General features: G+C 60.0%; 17 protein-coding genes. 6 read left to right on the forward strand and 11 right to left on the reverse strand.

Annotation, left to right across the window (positions count from 1 at the left end; all coding sequences use genetic code 11):
- Window positions 1–33 precede the first annotated feature (33 nt).
- The 3 genes from I6L46_RS09780 to I6L46_RS09790 form a co-directional block, all read right to left on the reverse strand.
- Window positions 34–1,119: an HlyD family secretion protein gene (locus tag I6L46_RS09780; RefSeq protein ID WP_124928954.1), complete on the reverse strand. Its 1,086-nt coding sequence runs from the start codon at window positions 1,117–1,119 to the stop codon at window positions 34–36.
- Window positions 1,116–1,514, reverse strand: a complete 399-nt coding sequence (locus I6L46_RS09785) for a hypothetical protein (RefSeq protein WP_254203150.1) — start codon at window positions 1,512–1,514, stop codon at window positions 1,116–1,118. Before I6L46_RS09785 ends, I6L46_RS09780 begins: the two co-directional genes overlap by 4 nt.
- A gap of 191 nt (window positions 1,515–1,705) precedes the next feature.
- Window positions 1,706–2,890 carry an OmpP1/FadL family transporter gene (locus tag I6L46_RS09790; RefSeq protein WP_216977980.1) on the reverse strand — a complete coding sequence of 395 codons (1,185 nt, stop codon included), beginning with the start codon at window positions 2,888–2,890 and terminating at the stop codon, window positions 1,706–1,708.
- A gap of 394 nt (window positions 2,891–3,284) precedes the next feature.
- On the opposite strand from I6L46_RS09790, the gene I6L46_RS09795 reads away from it, so the two are divergent.
- The 4 genes from I6L46_RS09795 to I6L46_RS09810 all read left to right on the forward strand — a co-directional run bounded on the left by I6L46_RS09795 (window position 3,285) and on the right by I6L46_RS09810 (window position 9,152).
- Window positions 3,285–3,785, forward strand: coding sequence for a hypothetical protein (locus I6L46_RS09795; RefSeq protein WP_182963563.1), 501 nt, complete (start codon window positions 3,285–3,287; stop codon window positions 3,783–3,785).
- 297 nt (window positions 3,786–4,082) lie between these two features.
- Entirely contained in the window at window positions 4,083–5,615 is a 1,533-nt protein-coding gene (locus I6L46_RS09800; protein WP_216977981.1) for an efflux RND transporter periplasmic adaptor subunit, read from the forward strand.
- On the forward strand, window positions 5,612–8,740 hold the full coding sequence (locus I6L46_RS09805) for an efflux RND transporter permease subunit (protein ID WP_216977982.1): 3,129 nt from the start codon (window positions 5,612–5,614) through the stop codon (window positions 8,738–8,740). The genes I6L46_RS09800 and I6L46_RS09805 overlap by 4 nt, the downstream gene beginning before the upstream one ends.
- Before the next feature lie 58 nt (window positions 8,741–8,798).
- Window positions 8,799–9,152 carry a copper-binding protein gene (locus tag I6L46_RS09810; protein ID WP_191966314.1) on the forward strand — a complete coding sequence of 118 codons (354 nt, stop codon included), beginning with the start codon at window positions 8,799–8,801 and terminating at the stop codon, window positions 9,150–9,152.
- A 119-nt stretch (window positions 9,153–9,271) separates the two neighbouring features.
- On the opposite strand, the gene I6L46_RS09815 is transcribed toward I6L46_RS09810, so the two are convergent.
- The 5 genes from I6L46_RS09815 to I6L46_RS09835 form a co-directional block, all read right to left on the reverse strand.
- Window positions 9,272–10,189, reverse strand: a complete 918-nt coding sequence (locus tag I6L46_RS09815; protein WP_150996980.1) for an iron-siderophore ABC transporter substrate-binding protein — start codon at window positions 10,187–10,189, stop codon at window positions 9,272–9,274.
- An 83-nt stretch (window positions 10,190–10,272) separates the two neighbouring features.
- Window positions 10,273–11,076, reverse strand: a complete 804-nt coding sequence (locus I6L46_RS09820) for an ABC transporter ATP-binding protein (protein WP_216977983.1) — start codon at window positions 11,074–11,076, stop codon at window positions 10,273–10,275.
- Window positions 11,076–12,113, reverse strand: coding sequence for an iron chelate uptake ABC transporter family permease subunit (locus tag I6L46_RS09825; protein WP_216977984.1), 1,038 nt, complete (start codon window positions 12,111–12,113; stop codon window positions 11,076–11,078). Before I6L46_RS09825 ends, I6L46_RS09820 begins: the two co-directional genes overlap by 1 nt.
- Window positions 12,114–12,120: 7 nt before the next feature.
- Complete coding sequence (locus I6L46_RS09830; RefSeq protein ID WP_216977985.1) at window positions 12,121–13,137, reverse strand: iron ABC transporter permease; 1,017 nt, start codon at window positions 13,135–13,137, stop codon at window positions 12,121–12,123.
- 175 nt (window positions 13,138–13,312) lie between these two features.
- Window positions 13,313–14,116, reverse strand: a complete 804-nt coding sequence (locus I6L46_RS09835; RefSeq protein ID WP_216977986.1) for a siderophore-interacting protein — start codon at window positions 14,114–14,116, stop codon at window positions 13,313–13,315.
- Between the two features lie 324 nt (window positions 14,117–14,440).
- On the opposite strand from I6L46_RS09835, the gene I6L46_RS09840 reads away from it, so the two are divergent.
- Window positions 14,441–15,958 carry an HD domain-containing phosphohydrolase gene (locus I6L46_RS09840; RefSeq protein WP_019446605.1) on the forward strand — a complete coding sequence of 506 codons (1,518 nt, stop codon included), beginning with the start codon at window positions 14,441–14,443 and terminating at the stop codon, window positions 15,956–15,958.
- Window positions 15,959–16,060: 102 nt separating this feature from the next.
- Here the strand turns inward: I6L46_RS09840 and I6L46_RS09845 are convergent, their stop codons facing one another.
- On the reverse strand, window positions 16,061–17,326 hold the full coding sequence (locus I6L46_RS09845) for a TIGR03503 family protein (protein WP_216978039.1): 1,266 nt from the start codon (window positions 17,324–17,326) through the stop codon (window positions 16,061–16,063).
- Entirely contained in the window at window positions 17,323–18,057 is a 735-nt protein-coding gene (gene dnaQ / locus I6L46_RS09850; protein ID WP_058055867.1) for a DNA polymerase III subunit epsilon, read from the reverse strand. Before dnaQ ends, I6L46_RS09845 begins: the two co-directional genes overlap by 4 nt.
- Window positions 18,058–18,136: 79 nt before the next feature.
- On the opposite strand from dnaQ, the gene rnhA reads away from it, so the two are divergent.
- Window positions 18,137–18,601 carry a ribonuclease HI gene (gene rnhA / locus I6L46_RS09855; protein WP_005353268.1) on the forward strand — a complete coding sequence of 155 codons (465 nt, stop codon included), beginning with the start codon at window positions 18,137–18,139 and terminating at the stop codon, window positions 18,599–18,601.
- Here rnhA and I6L46_RS09860 read toward each other — a convergent pair.
- Entirely contained in the window at window positions 18,589–19,311 is a 723-nt protein-coding gene (locus I6L46_RS09860; protein ID WP_180342916.1) for a methyltransferase domain-containing protein, read from the reverse strand. The genes rnhA and I6L46_RS09860 overlap by 13 nt on opposite strands.
- Between the last annotated feature and the right edge of the window lie 45 nt (window positions 19,312–19,356).

Genomic DNA, 19,356 nt, shown 5'->3' on the forward strand with positions numbered 1-19,356 from the left:
TCCCTCACGGAGGGGCTTTTTTATGTCAGTCCGTTACATCGCAAACAGATAGGCCTTCATCGCTTTGAGGCGTACCGTGGCGGCACCGATGATGTCGATAAAGCCAAGCAGCGGATGGGGTTTATGTGCCGAAATCCAGGCTGAGCCGGTTGCCCCAATTGGCAGGTCCACACCGTCCGGCACCAGCATGTCGAGCACCACTGTCCGGCCATGGCTCGACATGTTGTTACCCACATGCTGTCGTACATCCTGATCCCCCTGCGCAACACTCATCTGGGCCTCCCCCGTACCAGTAAGTACTGAGTGCACCCGTGCCCGAAAGATGCGCCCGGGATAGGCATCTACATAAAACTCGGCAAACTGGCCTGGTGCTATGTTGCGAAAACTCTGATCCGGAATGCGAAACTCCAGAAACTTGCGAGAAGTGTCGTATAGGTGCATGTTGCCGGTACGGGAACCGCTGGCAATATTGACTATCGAGACCTGGCCATCAAACGGAGCCCTGATCACCTTCTCTTCATTCCGTCGCTCCTGCAAGGCCAGCTCTGTCTCCAGATTCAACACCTGAGCTTCAATCGCCTGAACCTTCGCTTCACTGGCACTCAGTTGCGCCAGATCGCCATCAATTTGGGTCTGCAGCTGGTCACGGCTCTGAATACTGGCAAAGTTACCCAACTGGGTCAGCCGAGCCAATTCCTTGTGATTGAGGTTCAGTCGTGACTGGATCGCTCGCTGCTGGCTTACCTCTGACGCCACCTGGGCATGCTGGGCGTCAATCTGATAGCTCAACGCCCGAGACTTACCGTTACTCTCCCAGTCCGCAAGACTATAAATGGGCTGACCACGCGCAACGCGCTGATTATGCGCAACATAAATCTGATCTATCTGATGAAACTGGTTGATGCCTAGTAAGGGTCCCAACACCGCATGAGGTGCCTTGACCGTCGCCGAATCGGTAAAATCCACCGGAGCCAAATGGCGAGAGGTAGTCAACAAACCAAGCGCCAATAACGCGCCAATTGCGGTACTCCAAAAACCCGTTTTTAGGTTCCAAGGCAATATGTTCAGCTTGACCAGCAACCAGACGATCAGGATATAGGGCAGCAGGATCTCTTTCATGATGCCTCCCCCTCATGACGGCCACGTCGAATACCATGGCCGATAATAAGGCTCATCCGCTCGCTCAGCACATCCCAACGGGCAAAGGCGATGATGACGGCAAGCACCCACCAGGTCTTGTCGATAAACAGTCCGCACAAGGAGAGCGCAAACACCAGGGTGACATGCACCGACTCAGACACCTTGGCACGATGCACAGCGATCTCATGCAGTTGCCACAGCAGATAGACCAGATAGAGGACCACATAGAGAGTGATCACAGTAATCACCCCCATAAAGATCTCGGAATCAAGCAGTACCATGATGGCTGGCAAAGCATGGTTGAACTTGGTCGCCTCAATTGGATAGATGTGGGCACCTTTCGAGAAGAAGACAACCAGAGCGACCGTGACCAATATAAACGTCAGGCGCCAAAGCCACCGCGCTAACGCAGAGGTTGATTGTGATGACATTTGATGTTGTTCCTTGAGTAACGGATGAGCAAACAAGTGGACCTCACGAGCCACCCAGCTAATAACGCGCCGGATCGGCGCGACGGGCAGGATGGAGAAGCCCCCAACCAGTGAAGGCTTGCAAGGCTCACAACTCAGAACTGGTGTTGCACACCGATGTTGAAGAAGTTCAGGTAGCTGTTGTTGTAGCTGCCGGACAAGTGCGGGCGACCGATCCCGTCCTGATCCACTGGCATATCACCCAGCCAGGCCAGGGTATAGCTGGCTTCCACCTTGGTGGCTGGGCTCAACTGATAACTGGCCCCCAGACCCCAGCGCCAACCAGAACCCACTGGAAGCATCACAGTACGGTACTCATCACTCACTGCACTACTGTCATAGCCGATTCCGCTGCTCAAACGCAGTGCAGGGGTGACATCAACCTGTGCCCCCAGGCTGGCATGCCATGTATCCTTGTAATTCATATCAATGGTTTGGCTGCCCATGGCAGATGCTACACCGATATCGCCAAAACGGGACCACTGCTGCCAGTTGGCACTGGCCAGCAAGGCCCACTGGTCGTTGAGCTGGTGATAGCCACTTAGCGTAATGGTCTGCGGAATCATGATCTCGACCCCTAGACCTGCCACATCAGCACGTGGGAAGAGCTGATCTTCCAGCTCCCACTTCAGTTCGGAGAAGTAGCTCAGGCCGATACGGGAGTGCTGATCCAGCTCGTAAAGTACCCCGAAGGAGGCGCCATACGCCCAGTCGCTGTTGGAGAATTCCCGACCTTCCCCCATCCCGGACGTCAGATCCACAGAGGCTTCCAGCGAACCATTCATGGCGATCAGGCTGGCTCCCACCGACCAATTTGAGTCAATGCGGTACGCCAGACTCGGAGCAAAGGCGATGCCGGTCAGCTTGGCCGACTGGGCATAACCACGACCATCCCAGCCATCGCCATAATCGATACCCAGACCGTGACTGCCAAAGACGCCGATACCTGCGACCCATTGATCGTCGATGGCATGAGTCAGATAGAGGCTGCCGAGCGGCGCGGTCTGCAGGGCATTTCCACCGTTGTTACCGCCGTTGTCCAGATCCAGCTCAAGGTCGCCGTATACCACACCGCCATTGACCTGCAACTGGGTACCTTCCAGTTTGGTCATACCGGCCGGGTTGCTTGCGATAGTATCTGCCCCTTGGGCACGGGCGGCAGACCCTGCGTTGGTCAGCGCACTGTTGGCAGTGCTGGTCTCGTAGAGGGCAAGGCCGCCAGCCATGGCTGATGGACTCAGCAAAGCGGCAAGCATCAGCGACAGCAGTCGTGGCTGCATTTCAATACTCCTGAATAGTGAACATGGTGAGCACCCGGCAAGGTGTGCTGCTCAAAAACACGGTTTGACTCTTTGATTGTCAGCATCCGGGAGACCTGCGGCTTTATACTGCTCGCTCATGGCGTCACGGGATGGATAAGGTCGGCAAGCACTCCTGCCGCAGTCATTTATGCCGGAGCACAAGAGTGAACCATCACGCCATCGTGGTAACTGACAGAGGGCATCCTAACGGGATGAGGGGCATGCTTCATTAGGGTTGGGCATACGCAATGGTTAAGCATTGCTTAAATATCCTCCCCCCAACACAGCACCTCTATTACATCACCGGCGCCATTGACCTTCACCTCGTGGCAAGGTTTACAGTCCCGCCATCTGCTCCCGAAGGATGCCCGGATTGTCACTCACCCAGCTTGCTGCAAGATTGCCCTCTGTTGCTCTGGCCCGGCTATTGCTGGCGCTGCTGCTCGTCTGCAATCTGACTCTCTGCATCAGCTGGCATGGTTCTCCCCTCTCCTCCGAGCCGACCCCAAGCAGCGCCCAGTCGATGGTGATGTTCGATTCATCCATGGCGATGGCGGATGGCGATATCTCTCATGCAATGCCCGCTATGGATCACCCGGGCGATGGCATGCCCCTCTCCTGCCATCAGGGGGACAATGGGTCAGCCATGGGCGATGAGTGCCAGATGCAGACAGGCATCAATGCCCCCTCCTTCGGCGCGATGACTCTGCTTGGGGTACTGGTCGCTCTGCTGCTCTTTCCCTTGCTACTTGGCAACAACGTCGCAGCGTCACTGCTTGATAACTGGTTGCGGGATCCCTTCCTGCGCTCGCGCGGTACTCACCCTCCCTCCTGGCCACGCCGACATCTGATGCTGTCGGTGCTGCGCCACTAGAAAGTCCTTCTCTTGCGGCAGCGACAAGCCTCGGCTTGTCCGCTTTCTGCTGCCTTGCCTTGACCCTGTGCCCCGGCCAAACCGGTCCGCTCACAGGGAGCCGTGCGCACTGATACAGCTGCGCCCCGTTTGCCGCCAGCCCTTTTGGTGATGCCTTGCACCTCACCCGACCGGCGGCCTGCAAAAGAGAAGACGTATTATGTCACCAGCCCACTTTTCACCGTCCAAGGTTGCTGCCTTTGCGGGCGCATTACCCTCCTGCACTTTCTGCATGCAGATCCGCGCCGGAGGCCAGTCATGAACAAGACCGTCCTGATGTCGGCCCTGCTGCTCGTCCTTGGCGCCGGTGGCGGCTACTGGGCCGCCAAACAGACCTCCGATGGCGCCAGCGCCAAAGAGAAGACGCCGCTCTATTGGGTCAACCCCATGGATCCCCGCGACAAGCGCGACGGCCCGGCCAAGGACAACATGGGGATGGACTTTATCCCCGTCTATGAGGAACAAAAAAACGGCTCACCCGGCACAGTCACCATCAGCCCCGAGATCCAGCAGAACCTGGGGGTGCGGCTGGCTAAGGTGGAGAAGCTGCCTATCCACCAACAGATCGAGACGGTGGGCTATGTCGGGTATGACGAGGACAGGCTGGAGGCAGTCAACGCCCGCATGGCGGGCTGGATCCGCACCCTCGCCATCAAGAGCGAGGGGCAGCAGGTGAGCAAGGGGAGCCTTATTTACGAGCTCTACGCGCCGGATCTGGTCAACGCCCAGCACGAATACCTGCTCGCTCTCAACACCGCCAACCCACTGCTGCTGCGCGCTGCCGAGGGCAAGCTCAAGTCCCTGCAGGTACCGGCAGATCAAATCTCAGCCCTCAAGCGCACCCGTCAGGTGCGCGACACCATCAGCATTTACGCCCCCAGCAGCGGTTATGTCTCCGAGCTCAAGGTGCGCGAGGGCCAGTATGTTGAGCCCGCTGCGGCGCTGTTTAACATCAGCACCCTCAAGCAGGTGTGGGTCAGTGCCGAGGTGTTCGAGCGTCAAGCCGCCCAGCTGAAAGTGGGGGATCCGGTCACCATGACTCTCGACTATGCCCCCGGTCGCAGTTGGCAAGGTAAGGTGGATTACCTCTATCCGACCCTGGACGCAGCTACCCGCACCCTCAAGGTGCGACTGCGCTTTGACAACCCGGACGAGTTTTTGAAACCCAATATGTTTGCCAAGGTGAGCATTCGCACCGGGCAGGGAGAGCCGCAATTGGTGGTGCCGAGCGAAGCGGTGATCCGCACCGGCAGTCAGGATCGGCTGGTGCTGGCGTTGGGGGATGGCAACTTCAAGTCGGTCGCCGTCACTCTCGGCCCCCAGTTTGGCGACAAGGTTGCCATCAAGGCAGGGGTAGAGGCTGGGGATAACATCGTCAGCTCGGCCCAGTTCCTGCTCGACTCCGAGTCGGCCATCGATTCGGACTTCCAGCGCATGACGGCGGTGCGCCCCGCCCAGGTGTGGACCCAGGGCGAGGTTGAAAGCATCGATCTGGCCAAACGTACCCTGATGGTCTCCCACCAGCCCATCCCCGAGTGGCAGTGGCCCGCCATGGAGATGGAGTTCACCGTCGCCGACGGGGTCGATATCAGCAAGCTGGTCGAGGGGCAGACCCTCCATCTGCAGGTGATACAGGAGGGAGATGAGTACCGCATCACCACCATCCATCAGGAGAAAGCACCCGCTACTGACGGCGACGCCAAGCGTGGAACGGATGAGATGGAGAAGATGGAAGGCATGGACCATAGCCAGCATCAGATGGCGATGCCCGAGATGGAGAAGAAGTCATGATCCCGTCGATTATTCGCTGGTCCATCGGCAACCGCTTTCTGGTGCTGCTGCTGACCCTCATGCTCACCGCCTGGGGGCTCTGGTCGGTCAAGCAAACCCCGGTGGATGCCCTGCCGGATCTCTCCGATGTGCAGGTGATCATCAAGACCTCCTATCCGGGCCAAGCGCCCCAGGTGGTGGAGGATCAGGTCACCTACCCGCTCACCACCGCCATGCTGGCGGTGCCGGGGGCCACCACGGTGCGTGGCTACTCCTTCTTCGGCGACTCCTTCGTCTATGTGCTGTTTGACGACAACACCGACCTCTACTGGGCCCGTGCCCGGGTGCTGGAGTATTTGAGCCAGGTTGCGCCCAATCTGCCCGCCTCCGCCCGCCCCCAGCTCGGCCCCGATGCCACCGGGGTGGGCTGGGTCTACCAGTACGCGCTGGTAGACAAAACCGGCAAGCACGACCTCAGTCAGCTCACCTCGCTGCAGAACTGGTTCCTCAAGTACGAGTTGCAGATGGTTGAGGGGGTCTCCGAGGTCGCTACAGTCGGTGGCATGGTGCGCCAGTATCAGGTGCGGGTCGATCCGGACAAGCTGCGCGCCTACGGCATCCCGCTCTCCCTTATCGAGACCGCCATCAAGCAGGGCAACCAAGAGACCGGCGCCTCCGTCATCGAGATGGCGGAAGCGGAGTATATGGTGCGCTCCAATGGCTATCTGAAAAGCGTCGAGGATCTGAAGCAGATCCCGCTCGGCACCACGGTACGCGGCGCCCCGCTGCTGCTGGGGGATGTGGCAGATGTTGTCACCGGTCCCCAGATGCGGCGCGGCATTGCCGAGCTCAACGGCGAAGGGGAAGTAGTGGGCGGCATTATCGTCATGCGCTACGGCGAGAATGCCCAGCACACCATAGACGGAGTCAAGGCACGGCTGGCGGAGCTCAAGAGTAGCCTGCCGGAAGGAGTAGAGATCGTCACCGTCTACGACCGATCCGACCTTATCCAGCGCGCCATCGACAACCTCTCCGGCAAGCTGCTGGAGGAGTTCGCCGTGGTGGTGCTGGTCTGCCTCGCCTTCCTGTTCCACCTGCGCTCGTCACTGGTGGTGGTCATCACCCTGCCCATCGCCATTCTGGTGGCCTTTATCGTCATGCACCTGCAGGGGATCAACGCCAACATCATGTCGCTCGGGGGCATCGCCATCGCCATCGGCGCCATGGTGGATGGCGCCATCGTGATGATCGAGAACGTCCACAAACACATGGAGCGGGAAGCGCTCACCGACAAGAACCGCTGGCGCATCATCACCGAGGCGAGCATAGAGGTGGGGCCCGCCATCTTCTTCTCCCTGCTCATCATCACCATCAGCTTTCTGCCGGTATTTGCGCTGGAGGCGCAGGAGGGGCGGATGTTCCACCCCCTCGCCTTCACCAAGACCTACGCCATGGCCGCCGCCGCCGCGCTCGCCATCACGCTGGTGCCGGTGATCATGGGCTACTTCATCCGTGGCAAGGTGCTGGCGGAGCAGGCCAACCCGCTCAACCGCTGGCTGAGCCAGGGCTATGTGCCACTGCTCAAGGCCGTACTGGCCCGTCCGAAAACCACTCTGGCCATCGCCGCCGTGGTGACGGTGGCGGGCTTCTGGCCGCTCAAGTATCTGGGTTCCGAGTTCATTCCGCCGCTCGATGAGGGGGACATCATGTATATGCCCACCACCGCAGCCAATATCTCGGTGGGCAAGGCACGGGAGATTTTGCAGCAGACCGACAAGCTGATTCGTACCGTGCCCGAGGTGCAGAACGTGTTCGGCAAGGCGGGGCGCGCCGAATCGGCCACCGACCCCGCCGATCTGGTGATGATGGAGACCAGCATCCAGCTCAAGCCCCGGGATCAGTGGCGCCCCGGCATGACCCCGGAGAAGCTCAAAGAGGAGCTCGACTCCCTCATCCGCTTCCCCGGCCTCACCAACGCCTGGGTGCCCCCCATCAAGACCCGCATCGACATGCTTGCCACCGGTATCAAGACCCCGGTCGGCATCAAGATAGCGGGGCCGGATCTCAAGGTGATCCAGCAACTCGGCCAACAGCTCGAACAGATCGTTGGCAAGGTGGAGGGCGCCTCATCGGTCTACGCCGAGCGGGTGGCGGGTGGCCGCTACGTCAAGGTGGATATCGACCGGCTCAAAGCGGCCCGCTATGGCCTCAACATCGCCGATGTACAGGCGGTGCTCGCCACCGCAGTGGGCGGCATGGAGGTTGGCCAAACCATCGAGGGGCGCGAACGCTATCCCATCAACCTGCGCTACCCCCAGAGCTATCGCGATTCTGTAGCCAGCTTGGAGCTGCTGCCGGTGGTCACTCCAAGTGGCGCTCGCATCGCGCTGGCGGATGTAGCCCGGGTCTACATCAGCGATGAAGCCCCCATGCTGCGCAGTGAAAACGCGCGGCTCAACGGCTGGGTCTACGTCGATATTCGCGGCCGCGATATCGGCTCCTTCGTCGATGAGGCCAAAGCCGAGGTGGGCAAGCAGCTGGTGCTGCCGGCGGGCTACGCCCTCACCTGGTCTGGCCAATACGAGTACATGGAACGGGCCAAGGCGCGCCTCGCCTACGTGGTGCCGCTGACGGTCGCCATTATCGTGCTGCTGCTCTATCTGGCGTTTCGCCGCGTTCAGGAGGTGCTGCTCATTCTCACCACCTTGCCGCTGGCGGTGGTGGGGGGGATCTGGACCCTCTGGCTGCTCGACTTCAACCTCTCGGTGGCGGTCGGGGTGGGCTTTATCGCTCTGGCGGGGGTGGCGGTAGAGACCGGCGTCTTGATGCTGGTCTACCTCAACCATGCCTGGGATGACCTGGTGGCCAGTGGCAAGCCGGACAAGGCGGGTCTGCACCGGGCGGTGATCCACGGCGCCGCCCTGCGCCTACGCCCCAAGATGATGACGGTGGTCACCATCATCGCTGGCCTCTTGCCCATCATGTGGAGCCACGGCACCGGATCCGAGGTGATGCAGCGCATCGCCGCCCCCATGATCGGCGGCATGGTGAGCGCGCTGGTGCTGACCCTCTTGGTGCTGCCCGCCGCCTACTACCTGTGGCGCAGCCGGCACCTGGGCGCGACCGAGCACCAACCCGCCGGCTAACCCGGTGGCTGCGCCCTTTTTGACAACCAAGAATCTGAATCAACGACGAGGAAACACCATGAACTACAAGACGCTGACCCTGACCCTGCTGCTTGGCCTTGCCACCCACACCAACCTGCAAGCCGAAGAGATGATGCACCATGAAGGGCACGATATGAGTCAGACGGGTGAGATGAGCGAACAGGCCGCAATGGTGATGACCAAGGGGGTCATTACCCGCCTCGATGAGGGGCGCGGCAAGGTCGGCATCAAGCACGAGGCGATCGAGAATCTCAAGATGCCCGCCATGACCATGGTCTTTCGAGTGGCAGATCCGGCCCAGCTCAAGGGGCTGAAGATGGGGGATGCCATCCACTTTCATGCCGAAAGCCAGAGCGGCAAGCTCACAGTGACAGCCATCCAGCCGCAATAAACGGCTCTGGCTCGCCGAAGAGGTCACGATAGACAGTGACAACGCAAGAGGGAGGCATCAGCCTCCCTCTTCTTTTGATCAACCTGTTCGTGTGGTCAACCTCTGGCGCGCGATAGCACTCAGCTGCGGGTTGCCAGCAACTGCTCCACATCCTCGATCACCTTGAGGGCCGCCTGCGGGCCGCCGCTGGAGGTCCAGAGCGACCCGTCCACTGCGCCAAAGCGCTTGGCCTTGATCACCGGCAGCTGCTGGAACGCCGGGGTCTGCTCCGCCTGACGCATGGCATCCACCGCATCACCGCTGGCGCTCAGAGTGCCGACCACCAGCCAGTCAGCATCCAGCAGGTTGAGGGACTCCAGACTGAGCGCCGGTGAGTGGGGCGCGCCAGTCCCCTGCTGCTTGCTCGGACGCACCAGCCCCATCGACTCCACTACGCTGCTGGCAAAGGTGCCCTGATACATAAAGCTCGGCCCCTTGGGGTTCCAGCGCACTATGCTGATGCTCTCCCCCTGATGCTTGGCCAGCTTGCTGCGAGCCTGAGTCAGCCGCTCGGCATACTGCAGCAAGAAAGTATCCCCTTGCTGGTCGCGGTTGAGGGTGTGGGCGGTGCGGCGGAAGCTATCCTGCCACGGCTCACCCCACTTGCTGGTCACCACGGTCGGCGCGATCTCCCCCAGCAAGGTCAGCAGCTCGGGACGGGTCTGACCTATCAGGATAAGGTCGGGCTCCAGCGCAATCAGCGACTCCAGATTGGGGCTGTCGAGATCGCCGATCACCTGGATCCCCATGCCCGCCTTGTTCAGCAAATAGCGAGGCAAAGTGGGTTGACCACGGCCATTGACGGCGCCGATGGGGGTCAGCCCCAGGGTCAGGGTGCTGTCGAGTTCGAGCTCGCTCAGCACCACCACCCGCGTTGGCTGGACTGGCACCTGCACCTTCTGGCCAAACGCATCGGTCACTTCACGCATCTCCTGCGCCTGAACCAGCGGCGCGGCCAGCATCAGGATGGCTGCTGCCAGGGCGGCAAAACGCTTCATCATCTCACTCCTTCTCGTTGCACGGCCCGGATAATCGGCCGCGTGAATACACTCGGTGGGCCCACAGAGCAGGCCCATATGACTCAATTCACCGAACGCAGGGAACGGCCATGTTCGTGACGACGGGGCACTATAATGGGCGCCCCATCGCCGGGGGCATGCAGAATGTCGACACTGGTCTGGTAGAGCCGGTCGATTAGATCCTTGGTCACCACCTCCCGGGCCGGGCCCATGGCGGCAATGGTCCCCTCGCCGATGGCGATCAGCTCGTCACAGTAGCGGGCCGCCATCGCCAGATCGTGGATCACCAGCAGCACGGTTTTGCCCTCGGCGGTGATGCGATGGATCGCCTCCATCACCTCGGTCTGGTGACCGATATCGAGGGCACTGGTGGGCTCGTCGAGCAGCACCATGTCGCTGTCCTGCGCCAGGATCATCGCCAGCCACGCACGCTGTGCCTGCCCGCCGGAGAGGGACGCTGCGCTCTGCTGCCAGATACTTTCAAGCTGCATCCGCTCGCAGGCAATACGCACCATACGGGCATCCTCCTCACCCCACTGATTGAACCAGCCCTGATGAGGGTGGCGGCCATACTGCACCAACTGCTCCACCAGAATGCCGGCAGGCAGGGTCGGCCGCTGGGGCAGATAGGCGAGCTCCCGCGCCAACCCCTTCATGGGGTAGCTGGCGAGCGGCTTGCCTTTGAGCAGGATCTCGCCGCGTTGGGCTTTCATCTGGCCGGATAGCAGCTTGAGCAGGGTCGATTTGCCGCAGCCGTTGGGGCCGACGATCCCCACCAGCTTGCCCCTCGGCACGCTGAAAGAGATGTCCCGCAAAATGGGGGTCTGCTGATAGGCGAAATGGAGGCGATTTACGGTGAGCGTCATCAGTCAGCCCTCTGGCGATCGTTAACGAGAAGAAACAGCAGCAACAAGCCGCCGAGAATGCGGGTCATGATGCCGGTCGCCACCTCGTGGGGGCTGGCCAGCACCCGGACCAGGGTATCGCTGGCAAGCAGCAGCAGGGCGCCGCTAAGCGCCGCCAGCCAGAGCGGCACCACCCGGTCTTTCACCAGCCAGGAGGCAAGAATGGGGGCCGCCATGGCGATAAAGACCACGGGCCCGCCGATGGCGGTGCCGAGCGCCGCCACCAGAATGGCCTGCGCCAGAATGCCCAGTTGCACCCGATCGCCGTTGACGCCAAGCCCTCTGGCCATCTCGGGGCCAAAGCGCAGCACCGCCAGCGAGCGGGAGAGATAGACGATCCACGGGCAGAGCAGCAGCAACAGGATGGCGATGGGGGTGATGGTGCTGTAACCCACGGCGATAAAGCTGCCCATGTTCCACAGATAGAGAGAGCTCAGGTGCAGCAGGGCCTGAGTGGACATCACAAACTGGCCGAGCGCCTCGAACAGCTCGGAGAGGCCGATGCCGATCACCACGAACAGATAGCCCTGCTCACCCGGTTTGCGGCAGAGGGCATAGAGCACCAGCGCCGCGAAGATGGCACCGATTGGGGCAGCCCACCAGGGCCAGCTGCCCACGGTCAGGTAGAGGGAGAAGACGATGATGGCCAGAGAGGCGCCGTTGTTGACCCCCACCATGTCGGGAGTAGCCAGCCGGTTGCGCACCAGAGTTTGTACCAGACAGCCGGAGAGCCCCATGGCCGCCCCCGCCACCACCACCCCAAGGATGCGCGGCAGCCGGATCTTGAACAGGGTGAGCTGCTCAAGCCGCGTCCCCTCCCCCAGCAGAGTGTTGACCACCCCGGCAAAGCCGAGCTTGCCGCCGCCAACGCTCAGGGCCAGCAGACCCAACGCTAGCAGCGCCATGGCCAGCAGAGCCAGCCAGCGCCAGCTCGGCAGATGGAGCAGCAAAGAGCGGTTGCCGGCCCGCAGGCAGAGCATATCGGTAGGTGTACGCATCAGCCCCTCACTTGACGGTCAGCAGGGTACGAAAGCCCCCGCGGTGAACGATGGCGATCAGCACAGGTGCACCGATCAGGGCCAGAATGACGCCGTTGGGCAGCTCGAACGGCTGGATCAGCCAGCGCGCCAGAATGTCGGCCAACAGCAGAAACAGCATGCCGAACAGGGCGGAGAAACAGACCTGCACCGACAGCTTCACAGGCTCCACCAGTCGGCCACAGTAGGCGGCCAGAAAACCGACAAAGCCGATGGGGCCGGCGATGGCGATGGCACTGGCGGTAAACAGGGTGGCGGCCAGCAGCACGCCAATTCGCACCCGGTTAGGGCGGATCCCGAGCGCCTGGGCCTGACTGTCCCCCATCTGCATCAGGGTCAGCTGGCGACAGAGCAGCAAGGTGATGACAAACGCCGCCAGCACGAAGGGCAGTACGGCAATGATGGCATCGAGATTGGCCGCCGACAGGGAGCCGAGGTTCCAGAAGCGGTACTGCTCCAGCACCATCTTGTTGGAGAGCAGCAAAAAGCTGGAGAGACCGCCGAAGGTGGCGGAGAGCGCCACCCCAACCAGAATGAGTTTCAGCGGATTGGAGCGGCCAATCATCATGCCGAGTCCCAGCACAATAACGTTACCAAGCAGCGCGCCGAGTCCTGCCCAGAGCAGATAGCCGTAGGCGGACTCCACCCCAAACCAGGTGAGCCCCACCACCAGCGCAAAGACGGCCCCGGCGTTGACCCCGAGCAGGCCGGGCTCCGCCAGCGGGTTGCGGGTCGCACTCTGCAACAAGGAGGCAGCCAGAGATAAAGAGGCGCCGACCACCATGGCGCAGAGGGTGCGCGGCAGTCGCAAGGTATTGAGCACCATGGCGAGCTTCTGGTCGCCAGCCCAGCGGGCATCCCCCATCAGGTAGCCGAGCACCTCGCGGGCACCATAGACGCCCGCACCGGTGGCGAGCGAGAGGCAAAACAGCGTGCAGAGAAGGAACAATGCCAGCCAGAACAGAGGGGTCTGGTACTTAACCACCCTTTACGACTCCTTGCGTTGGGTCTGACAACATGCAGCCAAACCGACGTGAAAACAGGGCGCTCTTGTGTCAACGGAAATAAAAACGCCGCCCGGACGAATACCCGGACGGCGCAATACTAAATGCAAATCATTTTTATTTGCAAGCATGAGTCAGGTATTCTTTCGCGTCAGCTTAATTATCCATCACATCGTGACGGGTCTGGTGATAGGCCTCTTCACTCTTGCCCCGGCGCCAGTACGGCACGGCGTAGAGCGACTGGCGATCCACCTCGAGCACGGAGCGAAAATGGCGGCGCAGCGGCAGCACCAGCGCCTCTTCCCCACCCAGCCAGAAGAAACCACCATCGCGCACCAGCGGCAGAGCAATCACATGCTCCAGCAGGCCGCTGGACTCGGGCTCGCCGACAAACCAGTGACAGCGAACCCCGACCGGCAGTGTCAACGGCTGAGCATCGGCCTGATCCGGTACCAGAATCGCAATTTCCCCTCTGGCCTCGGTAGGCATCACCTCACACATCGCCATGATGGCGGGCAAGGCGGTGAGATCCCCTACCAGACAGTAGTGATCGGCCGGTTGCAGCATGGGGTTGGGACCACCCGGCCCGGAGAGGATTACCTTCTCTCCCGGCTTGGCATGGGTAGCAAAGGCGCTGGCGGGCCCGCCGTCACCGTGCAGCACGAAGTCGATATCAATTTCCTGCTCATCACGGCGAAACGCGCGGATGGTGTAGGTGCGGATCACCGGCTTGTCAGCCGGGTCACTCCAGCGCGGGCCGCTCGGGGTCATGGCAGGCAGCACCGGCTCTACCTGATGGGGCTGGGCCAGCATCACCTTGATATGGGCCCCACCGCAGGTAAAGGGATAGTCAGCCAACTCGCTGCCACCAAAGGTGATGCGACGCAAATGGGGGGTGATCTGGGTGATGGCTTTGACAGTCAGCAGACGGGGACGATTGGGAGGCAGAGATGGGGACACGATGGGGCTCCTCGTTGAGTGTGTCGCCCATGCTACACGCAAATAGGAATCACTATCAAATAAGATTGTTTCTCGTCTAATAGCTACAAGCTGGATTCAAACATCCCCAACCACTGGCGTCCACACCCCAATCCAGAAATCGACTTTATGCACGCTAGCGCCATGATTGGGCAAAGAAAGCAGCCGGACAACGCCACAGTTACAAAGGGTTCCATTTGCTTATTTCGACCATAGTTTTTCGAGATCAAATTTTATTTCCCAATAAGTTTCCTATCCTTAGTGAAGCGGTTAATGTAAGCACAGGATGCCAAACAGGATTGTATGATGGATGACCAGATCCTGATTATTGATGATGACGATCTCTCCCTCCCCGACGCACAGCAAGCGGGCTGGAAGGTGATGATTGTTGACGATGAGCCTGAAGTGCATCGCATCACCAAAATCACCTTGAACAAATTCGAGTTTGACAATCGCCCCATCGATTTTCTGCATGCCTATTCCGCGGCACAGGCCAAGGAGTTGCTGGCCACCACCCCGGACGTTGCTCTGTTGCTGCTGGACGTGGTGATGGAGGTCGACCACGCCGGCCTCGATGTCGTCAAATACGTCCGTGAAGATCTGCAAAACAAGATGGTACGCATCGTGTTGCGTACCGGCCAACCCGGCCAGGCGCCGGAAGATGACGTGGTCACCAACTACGACATCAACGACTACAAGGATAAAACCGAGCTCACCTCCCAGAAGCTGCGCACCTTGCTGCGGGCCAGCCTGCGCTCATATCGGGATATCCGCACCCTGGAGAGTAACCGTCAGGGGCTGGAAAAAGTCATCGAAGCCTCCAAGGGGATCTTTGAGAAACGGGCCCTGCGCCAGTTTGTCGAAGGCGCCCAGGAGCAGCTCAGCGCCCTGCTCCATCTGGGGGAAACCCAGATATACGACGTCAAGCAATACGCCTATGAGGTGAAGGATCAAGTATTGGAGCCCCTGCTCCCCGGCCATCCCGCCATGCTCCTCACGGACGCGCCGGAGATCCTGCGCCAGGCTATGAGCAAGCGCAGCAATGTCTATAACGCCACCCAGATGGTGCTCTACTGCCAGAACCCGCGCCACCACCTGCTGTTCCACATCGAGACCACCCGCCAGCTCAGCCAGATCGATACCAGTCTGCTGACCCTGTTTACCGAAAACATCATAGTGGCGCTGGAGAATATCCGACTCAATGAGGTGATCGCCGACAACCAGCGGGAGATCATCTATCGCATCGGCGAACTGGTCGAAACCCGTTCAAAAGAGTCAGGACTGCACGTCAAACGGGTCGCGCTCTATACCGAACAATTCTGCCACCTGATGGGCATGAGCGAAGAGCAGAGCGAGCTGGTGAAACGTGCCTCGCCGCTCCATGACATTGGCAAGGTGGGAATTCCCGATGCCATCTTGCACAAGCCGGGCAAGCTGACACCGGAAGAGTGGGAGATCATGAAAACCCACGCCCAGCTCGGGCAGGATATGCTCTCCGGCAGCGATCTGGCGCTGTTTCAGATTGGTGCCACCATCGCTGGCAATCACCATGAAAAGTGGAATGGCAGTGGCTATCCCCGCGGTCTGAAAGGGACGGATATTCCGCTGGAGGGGCGAATTGTGGCGCTGGCTGACGTGTTCGATGCCCTGGGTTCGGATCGCTGCTACAAGAAGGCGTGGCCGCTGGACAAGGTGCTGGCCCTGATTGAAGAGGAGAAGGGGCAGCATTTCGACCCCCAGCTGGTCGAGCTGATGATGGCCAATCTGGACAAGTTCCTCGAGATCCGCGAGCAGAACAAGGATGTCTATATCGGCGAACACTGATAGCCAGCTTGTTCTGTTTATGAACTCAAAAAAACCGCCCTGCTTATCAGGGCGGTTTTCTATATCTGGCATCGCGCCACTTCAGAGCGAGAAGTACGAGGGTTACTGCTCTGGCAGATTGAGATCCAGCTTGGCGGCAGGTTGTCCGGCTTGCTGGTTCTCGGCCTGCGCAGCGGCCAGAGCACGCTTCAGGGCACGCCGTTTTTGTATCACCACAAACCCGACCCCACCCAATACCGCCAGCAACACACCACCACCTGCCAATGCCCAGATCAGCCAGCCCATTTCCTCCTCTGCCGGAGCTTCATGGGTCGCCTCGGCACTGGAGGCCGGTGCGGCGGCCGACACCACCTCTACAGGAGGCGGCGGTGGCGGGAAGACATTGAAGGTTTTCACCGGCAACTCGATTTTCAGCTCACGCCCGAGGCGAGTGGTGCCATAGAGGGTTGCTTTCACCTCATGCTGACCGACCTCCTTGATGTTGGAGAGATCGATATCAAGCTTGGGATCGCTGGCGATCTCGCTGAACTCGTAGAGGCCGCCCACATTGCTGGTCACACTCCCCTTGACCACCACGGAAGCGGGATCCAGCTCATCACGGTCGATTAGCAGTGAGAGCTTGGCACCGAGCTCATCCGAAGGCGGCGACAAGTTATAGCTGAACGGGTAGGGGTAAAGCAGTACATCCTGATAACGGGCACGGACAAACACCTGATTGCCCGTGCTGAACATGGCGCGGTACTTGCCACCGGGAATATCCTGCAGCGTCACTTCCGCCGTCATGATGCCATCGCCTGGCACCTCATCTAGCCCCTTGCCATCATCGCGATAGTGGCCAAGTACTTGATCCAGCACGACCTCTTTCTTATCGGCATCGCTGAACGATTGCAGCTTGACGGTCATGCCAAGGTCAGAGAGATAGTATTTATCTTTCGGCGGCTGACCATTGATCAACAACCACGCCTTGAGCTTGATCACCTCCCCCTGATAGAGCTGCATCGGCAGGGCGGCGATATCGAGCCGGATATCGGAGAGAATGCGCACCCGGTTGTCGGGATCCACCTCGCCAATCGCCTGCCAGGGGCCCGGCATGGGATTGCGCAGGGTAATGAGATCATGCTCCGGCAGCGCCAGCCAACCCACATCTGCGGGTTTGACCCTACCCACGTAAAGCTTGCTGCCATCGGGTCGAACCAGGATCACGGACGGGGTGCCCGGCTTGCGCTTGATGATGAAGGTGATCCCCTTCACGCCGTAATCGATGCGAAAGCGGTTATCCAGCAGCGGAATATCGGAAGGGGCAAATACCTCGGTCGCTGTCGCCCCTAGCGAGAGCAACAACAGCAGACCGGCACACCACTTGCTCATTGCCGCCACAGACAACTTCCTCCTTTCTTCTGTACCAGATCCAGTCTCGCCTCGTGCAGGGCCTGAACCTCGGCACTGGCACGCACCACCTTGAGGGCGGGTCGGTTGCTCTCCAACCTGCGAATGCTGGTGTCCTGATTGCTCTCGTTTTCATTGCTTTCGGTGGCCAGATTGAGTTTGGTCTGGCCGCCGGTCATCAACAGATAGACGTCAGCCAGGATCTCCGCATCGAGCAAAGCCCCGTGCAGGGTACGGTGGGAGTTGTCGATACCGTAACGATCGCACAGCACATCCAGGTTGTTGCGCTTGCCGGGGAATAGATCCCGCGCCATCGCCAGGGTATCTGTGATGGTGCAGATATCCGCCGTCTTGAAGTTGAGTCCGAGCTTGCTGAACTCGTAGTCCATGAAGCTCACGTCAAACGGCGCGTTGTGAGCAATCAGTTCGGCGCCGCGGATGAAGTCGAGGAATTCGTCGGCAATCTGGCTGAACGACGGTTTGTCACGCAGAAACTCGTCGGTGATACCGTGCACCTGGATCGCTTCCGGGTCGACCAGACGATCAGGCTTGATATAGACGTGATAGTGGTTACCGGTCAGCTTGCGGTTGATCACCTCCACACAGCCGATTTCGATAATGCGGTGCCCCAGATAGACAGGGCCGCCCGCCGTATTCATACCTGTGGTTTCAGTATCCAGAATGATCTGGCGATTCAGTTGGGGTGTGTTCATGATCCAATCTATGTCAAACTTCGGCTTTACTTACTCGCTAGTTTACCCCAAGCCTCATGTTAAAACAGATTGATTGCTCATGTTAAAACAGATTGATGTCTATACCGACGGCTCCTGCCTTGGCAATCCGGGCCCGGGTGGTTACGGGGCCGTGATGGTCTACGGCAAGCACCGCAAAGAGATTTCCGCCGGATTCAAGTTGACCACCAATAACCGGATGGAGCTGATGGCCGCCATCATGGGGCTGCGTACCCTCAACGAACCGTGCAAGGTGCGCCTCACTACCGACAGCCAGTATGTCCGCCAGGGGATCACCCAGTGGATCATCGGCTGGAAGAAGAAAGGGTGGATGACCGCCAACCGCCAACCGGTCAAGAACGTCGATCTCTGGAAGGAGCTGGATGCGGAAGTGGGTCGCCACCAGATTGAGTGGCTCTGGGTGAAGGGTCACTCCGGCCACCCGGAGAACGAACGGTGCGACGAGCTGGCCAGAGAGGCCGCCTGCGGCAAGGATCTGGCCGAGGATACCGGCTACCAGCCCTGACGGGCCATTCCCGGTGTGGCGAGGGACTTTGGCAGTTGCCAGCGCCGCCGCACCGGGATCAATGGAAAGCGCCGTTTACGGGCCGCAATCACGTATACCGATGCAAATGCCCTGCAATAATCCCGCCCGATACTCTCTCGCCACCAACTGTGCCAGCTCTGTTTTCCCATAAACGAATAACCAAAGCGCTCGTCGAACATCACCTCGCATCCCAGCAGATGCAGCCAGTCCGTCACCCGCCCCGGGGTGAACATCCGTGCCGACCAGGGCATTCTGCGCCGCAAGAACGGCACACAGTGACCGATCCCGACCAGACTCATGGGGTTATAGCCACTGATTATCAGCCAGCCATCGTCGGTCAACACTCTTTCGGCTTCGCGCAACACTTGGTGGGGATCGGCGGAGAAATCGAGGCAGTGAGCCAGCAGGCAGGCATCGACGCTGCCGGTCCGCACCGGCAGATCGAGGGGATCGCCATACATGTCGAGCAGCCGTCCGCCGCGGGCGACCCCGATCTGGTGACGAATGGAGGAGCGTTTGCAGGAGAGTTCAGCGCTCAGGGCGCCAATTTTCAGCAGATGATACCCAAACAGATTGGGGCACCAGTTGTCGAGCCGATCCTGGATCTCGGCCGCCACCCAGTCCCCCATAGGCAATGCAGACCAGCTGGTCGGGATCTCGATTTGTTGTTCGGTACGTGCCACCTGCATAATAGGGCTCAACTCGGGGTTTCGAACGCCATCCTGTTATATAAG

It is taken from the genome of Aeromonas sp. FDAARGOS 1416 (assembly GCF_019048085.1).
In the GTDB taxonomy this organism is placed as follows: Bacteria; Pseudomonadota; Gammaproteobacteria; order Enterobacterales; family Aeromonadaceae; genus Aeromonas; species Aeromonas veronii.

What these genes read in the sequence shown, in the direction of transcription:
- I6L46_RS09810 (WP_191966314.1), top strand. Translation starts at nt 8,799, where the DNA reads ATGAACTACAAGACGCTGACCCTGACCCTGCTGCTTGGCCTTGCCACC.
- I6L46_RS09790 (WP_216977980.1), bottom strand. Translation starts at nt 2,890, where the DNA reads ATGCAGCCACGACTGCTGTCGCTGATGCTTGCCGCTTTGCTGAGTCCA.
- I6L46_RS09860 (WP_180342916.1), bottom strand. Translation starts at nt 19,311, where the DNA reads ATGCAGGTGGCACGTACCGAACAACAAATCGAGATCCCGACCAGCTGG.
- I6L46_RS09800 (WP_216977981.1), top strand. Translation starts at nt 4,083, where the DNA reads ATGAACAAGACCGTCCTGATGTCGGCCCTGCTGCTCGTCCTTGGCGCC.
- I6L46_RS09825 (WP_216977984.1), bottom strand. Translation starts at nt 12,113, where the DNA reads ATGCGTACACCTACCGATATGCTCTGCCTGCGGGCCGGCAACCGCTCT.
- I6L46_RS09820 (WP_216977983.1), bottom strand. Translation starts at nt 11,076, where the DNA reads ATGACGCTCACCGTAAATCGCCTCCATTTCGCCTATCAGCAGACCCCC.
- I6L46_RS09815 (WP_150996980.1), bottom strand. Translation starts at nt 10,189, where the DNA reads ATGAAGCGTTTTGCCGCCCTGGCAGCAGCCATCCTGATGCTGGCCGCG.
- I6L46_RS09780 (WP_124928954.1), bottom strand. Translation starts at nt 1,119, where the DNA reads ATGAAAGAGATCCTGCTGCCCTATATCCTGATCGTCTGGTTGCTGGTC.
- rnhA (WP_005353268.1), top strand. Translation starts at nt 18,137, where the DNA reads ATGTTAAAACAGATTGATGTCTATACCGACGGCTCCTGCCTTGGCAAT.
- I6L46_RS09845 (WP_216978039.1), bottom strand. Translation starts at nt 17,326, where the DNA reads ATGAGCAAGTGGTGTGCCGGTCTGCTGTTGTTGCTCTCGCTAGGGGCG.
- I6L46_RS09840 (WP_019446605.1), top strand. Translation starts at nt 14,441, where the DNA reads ATGGATGACCAGATCCTGATTATTGATGATGACGATCTCTCCCTCCCC.
- I6L46_RS09805 (WP_216977982.1), top strand. Translation starts at nt 5,612, where the DNA reads ATGATCCCGTCGATTATTCGCTGGTCCATCGGCAACCGCTTTCTGGTG.
- dnaQ (WP_058055867.1), bottom strand. Translation starts at nt 18,057, where the DNA reads ATGAACACACCCCAACTGAATCGCCAGATCATTCTGGATACTGAAACC.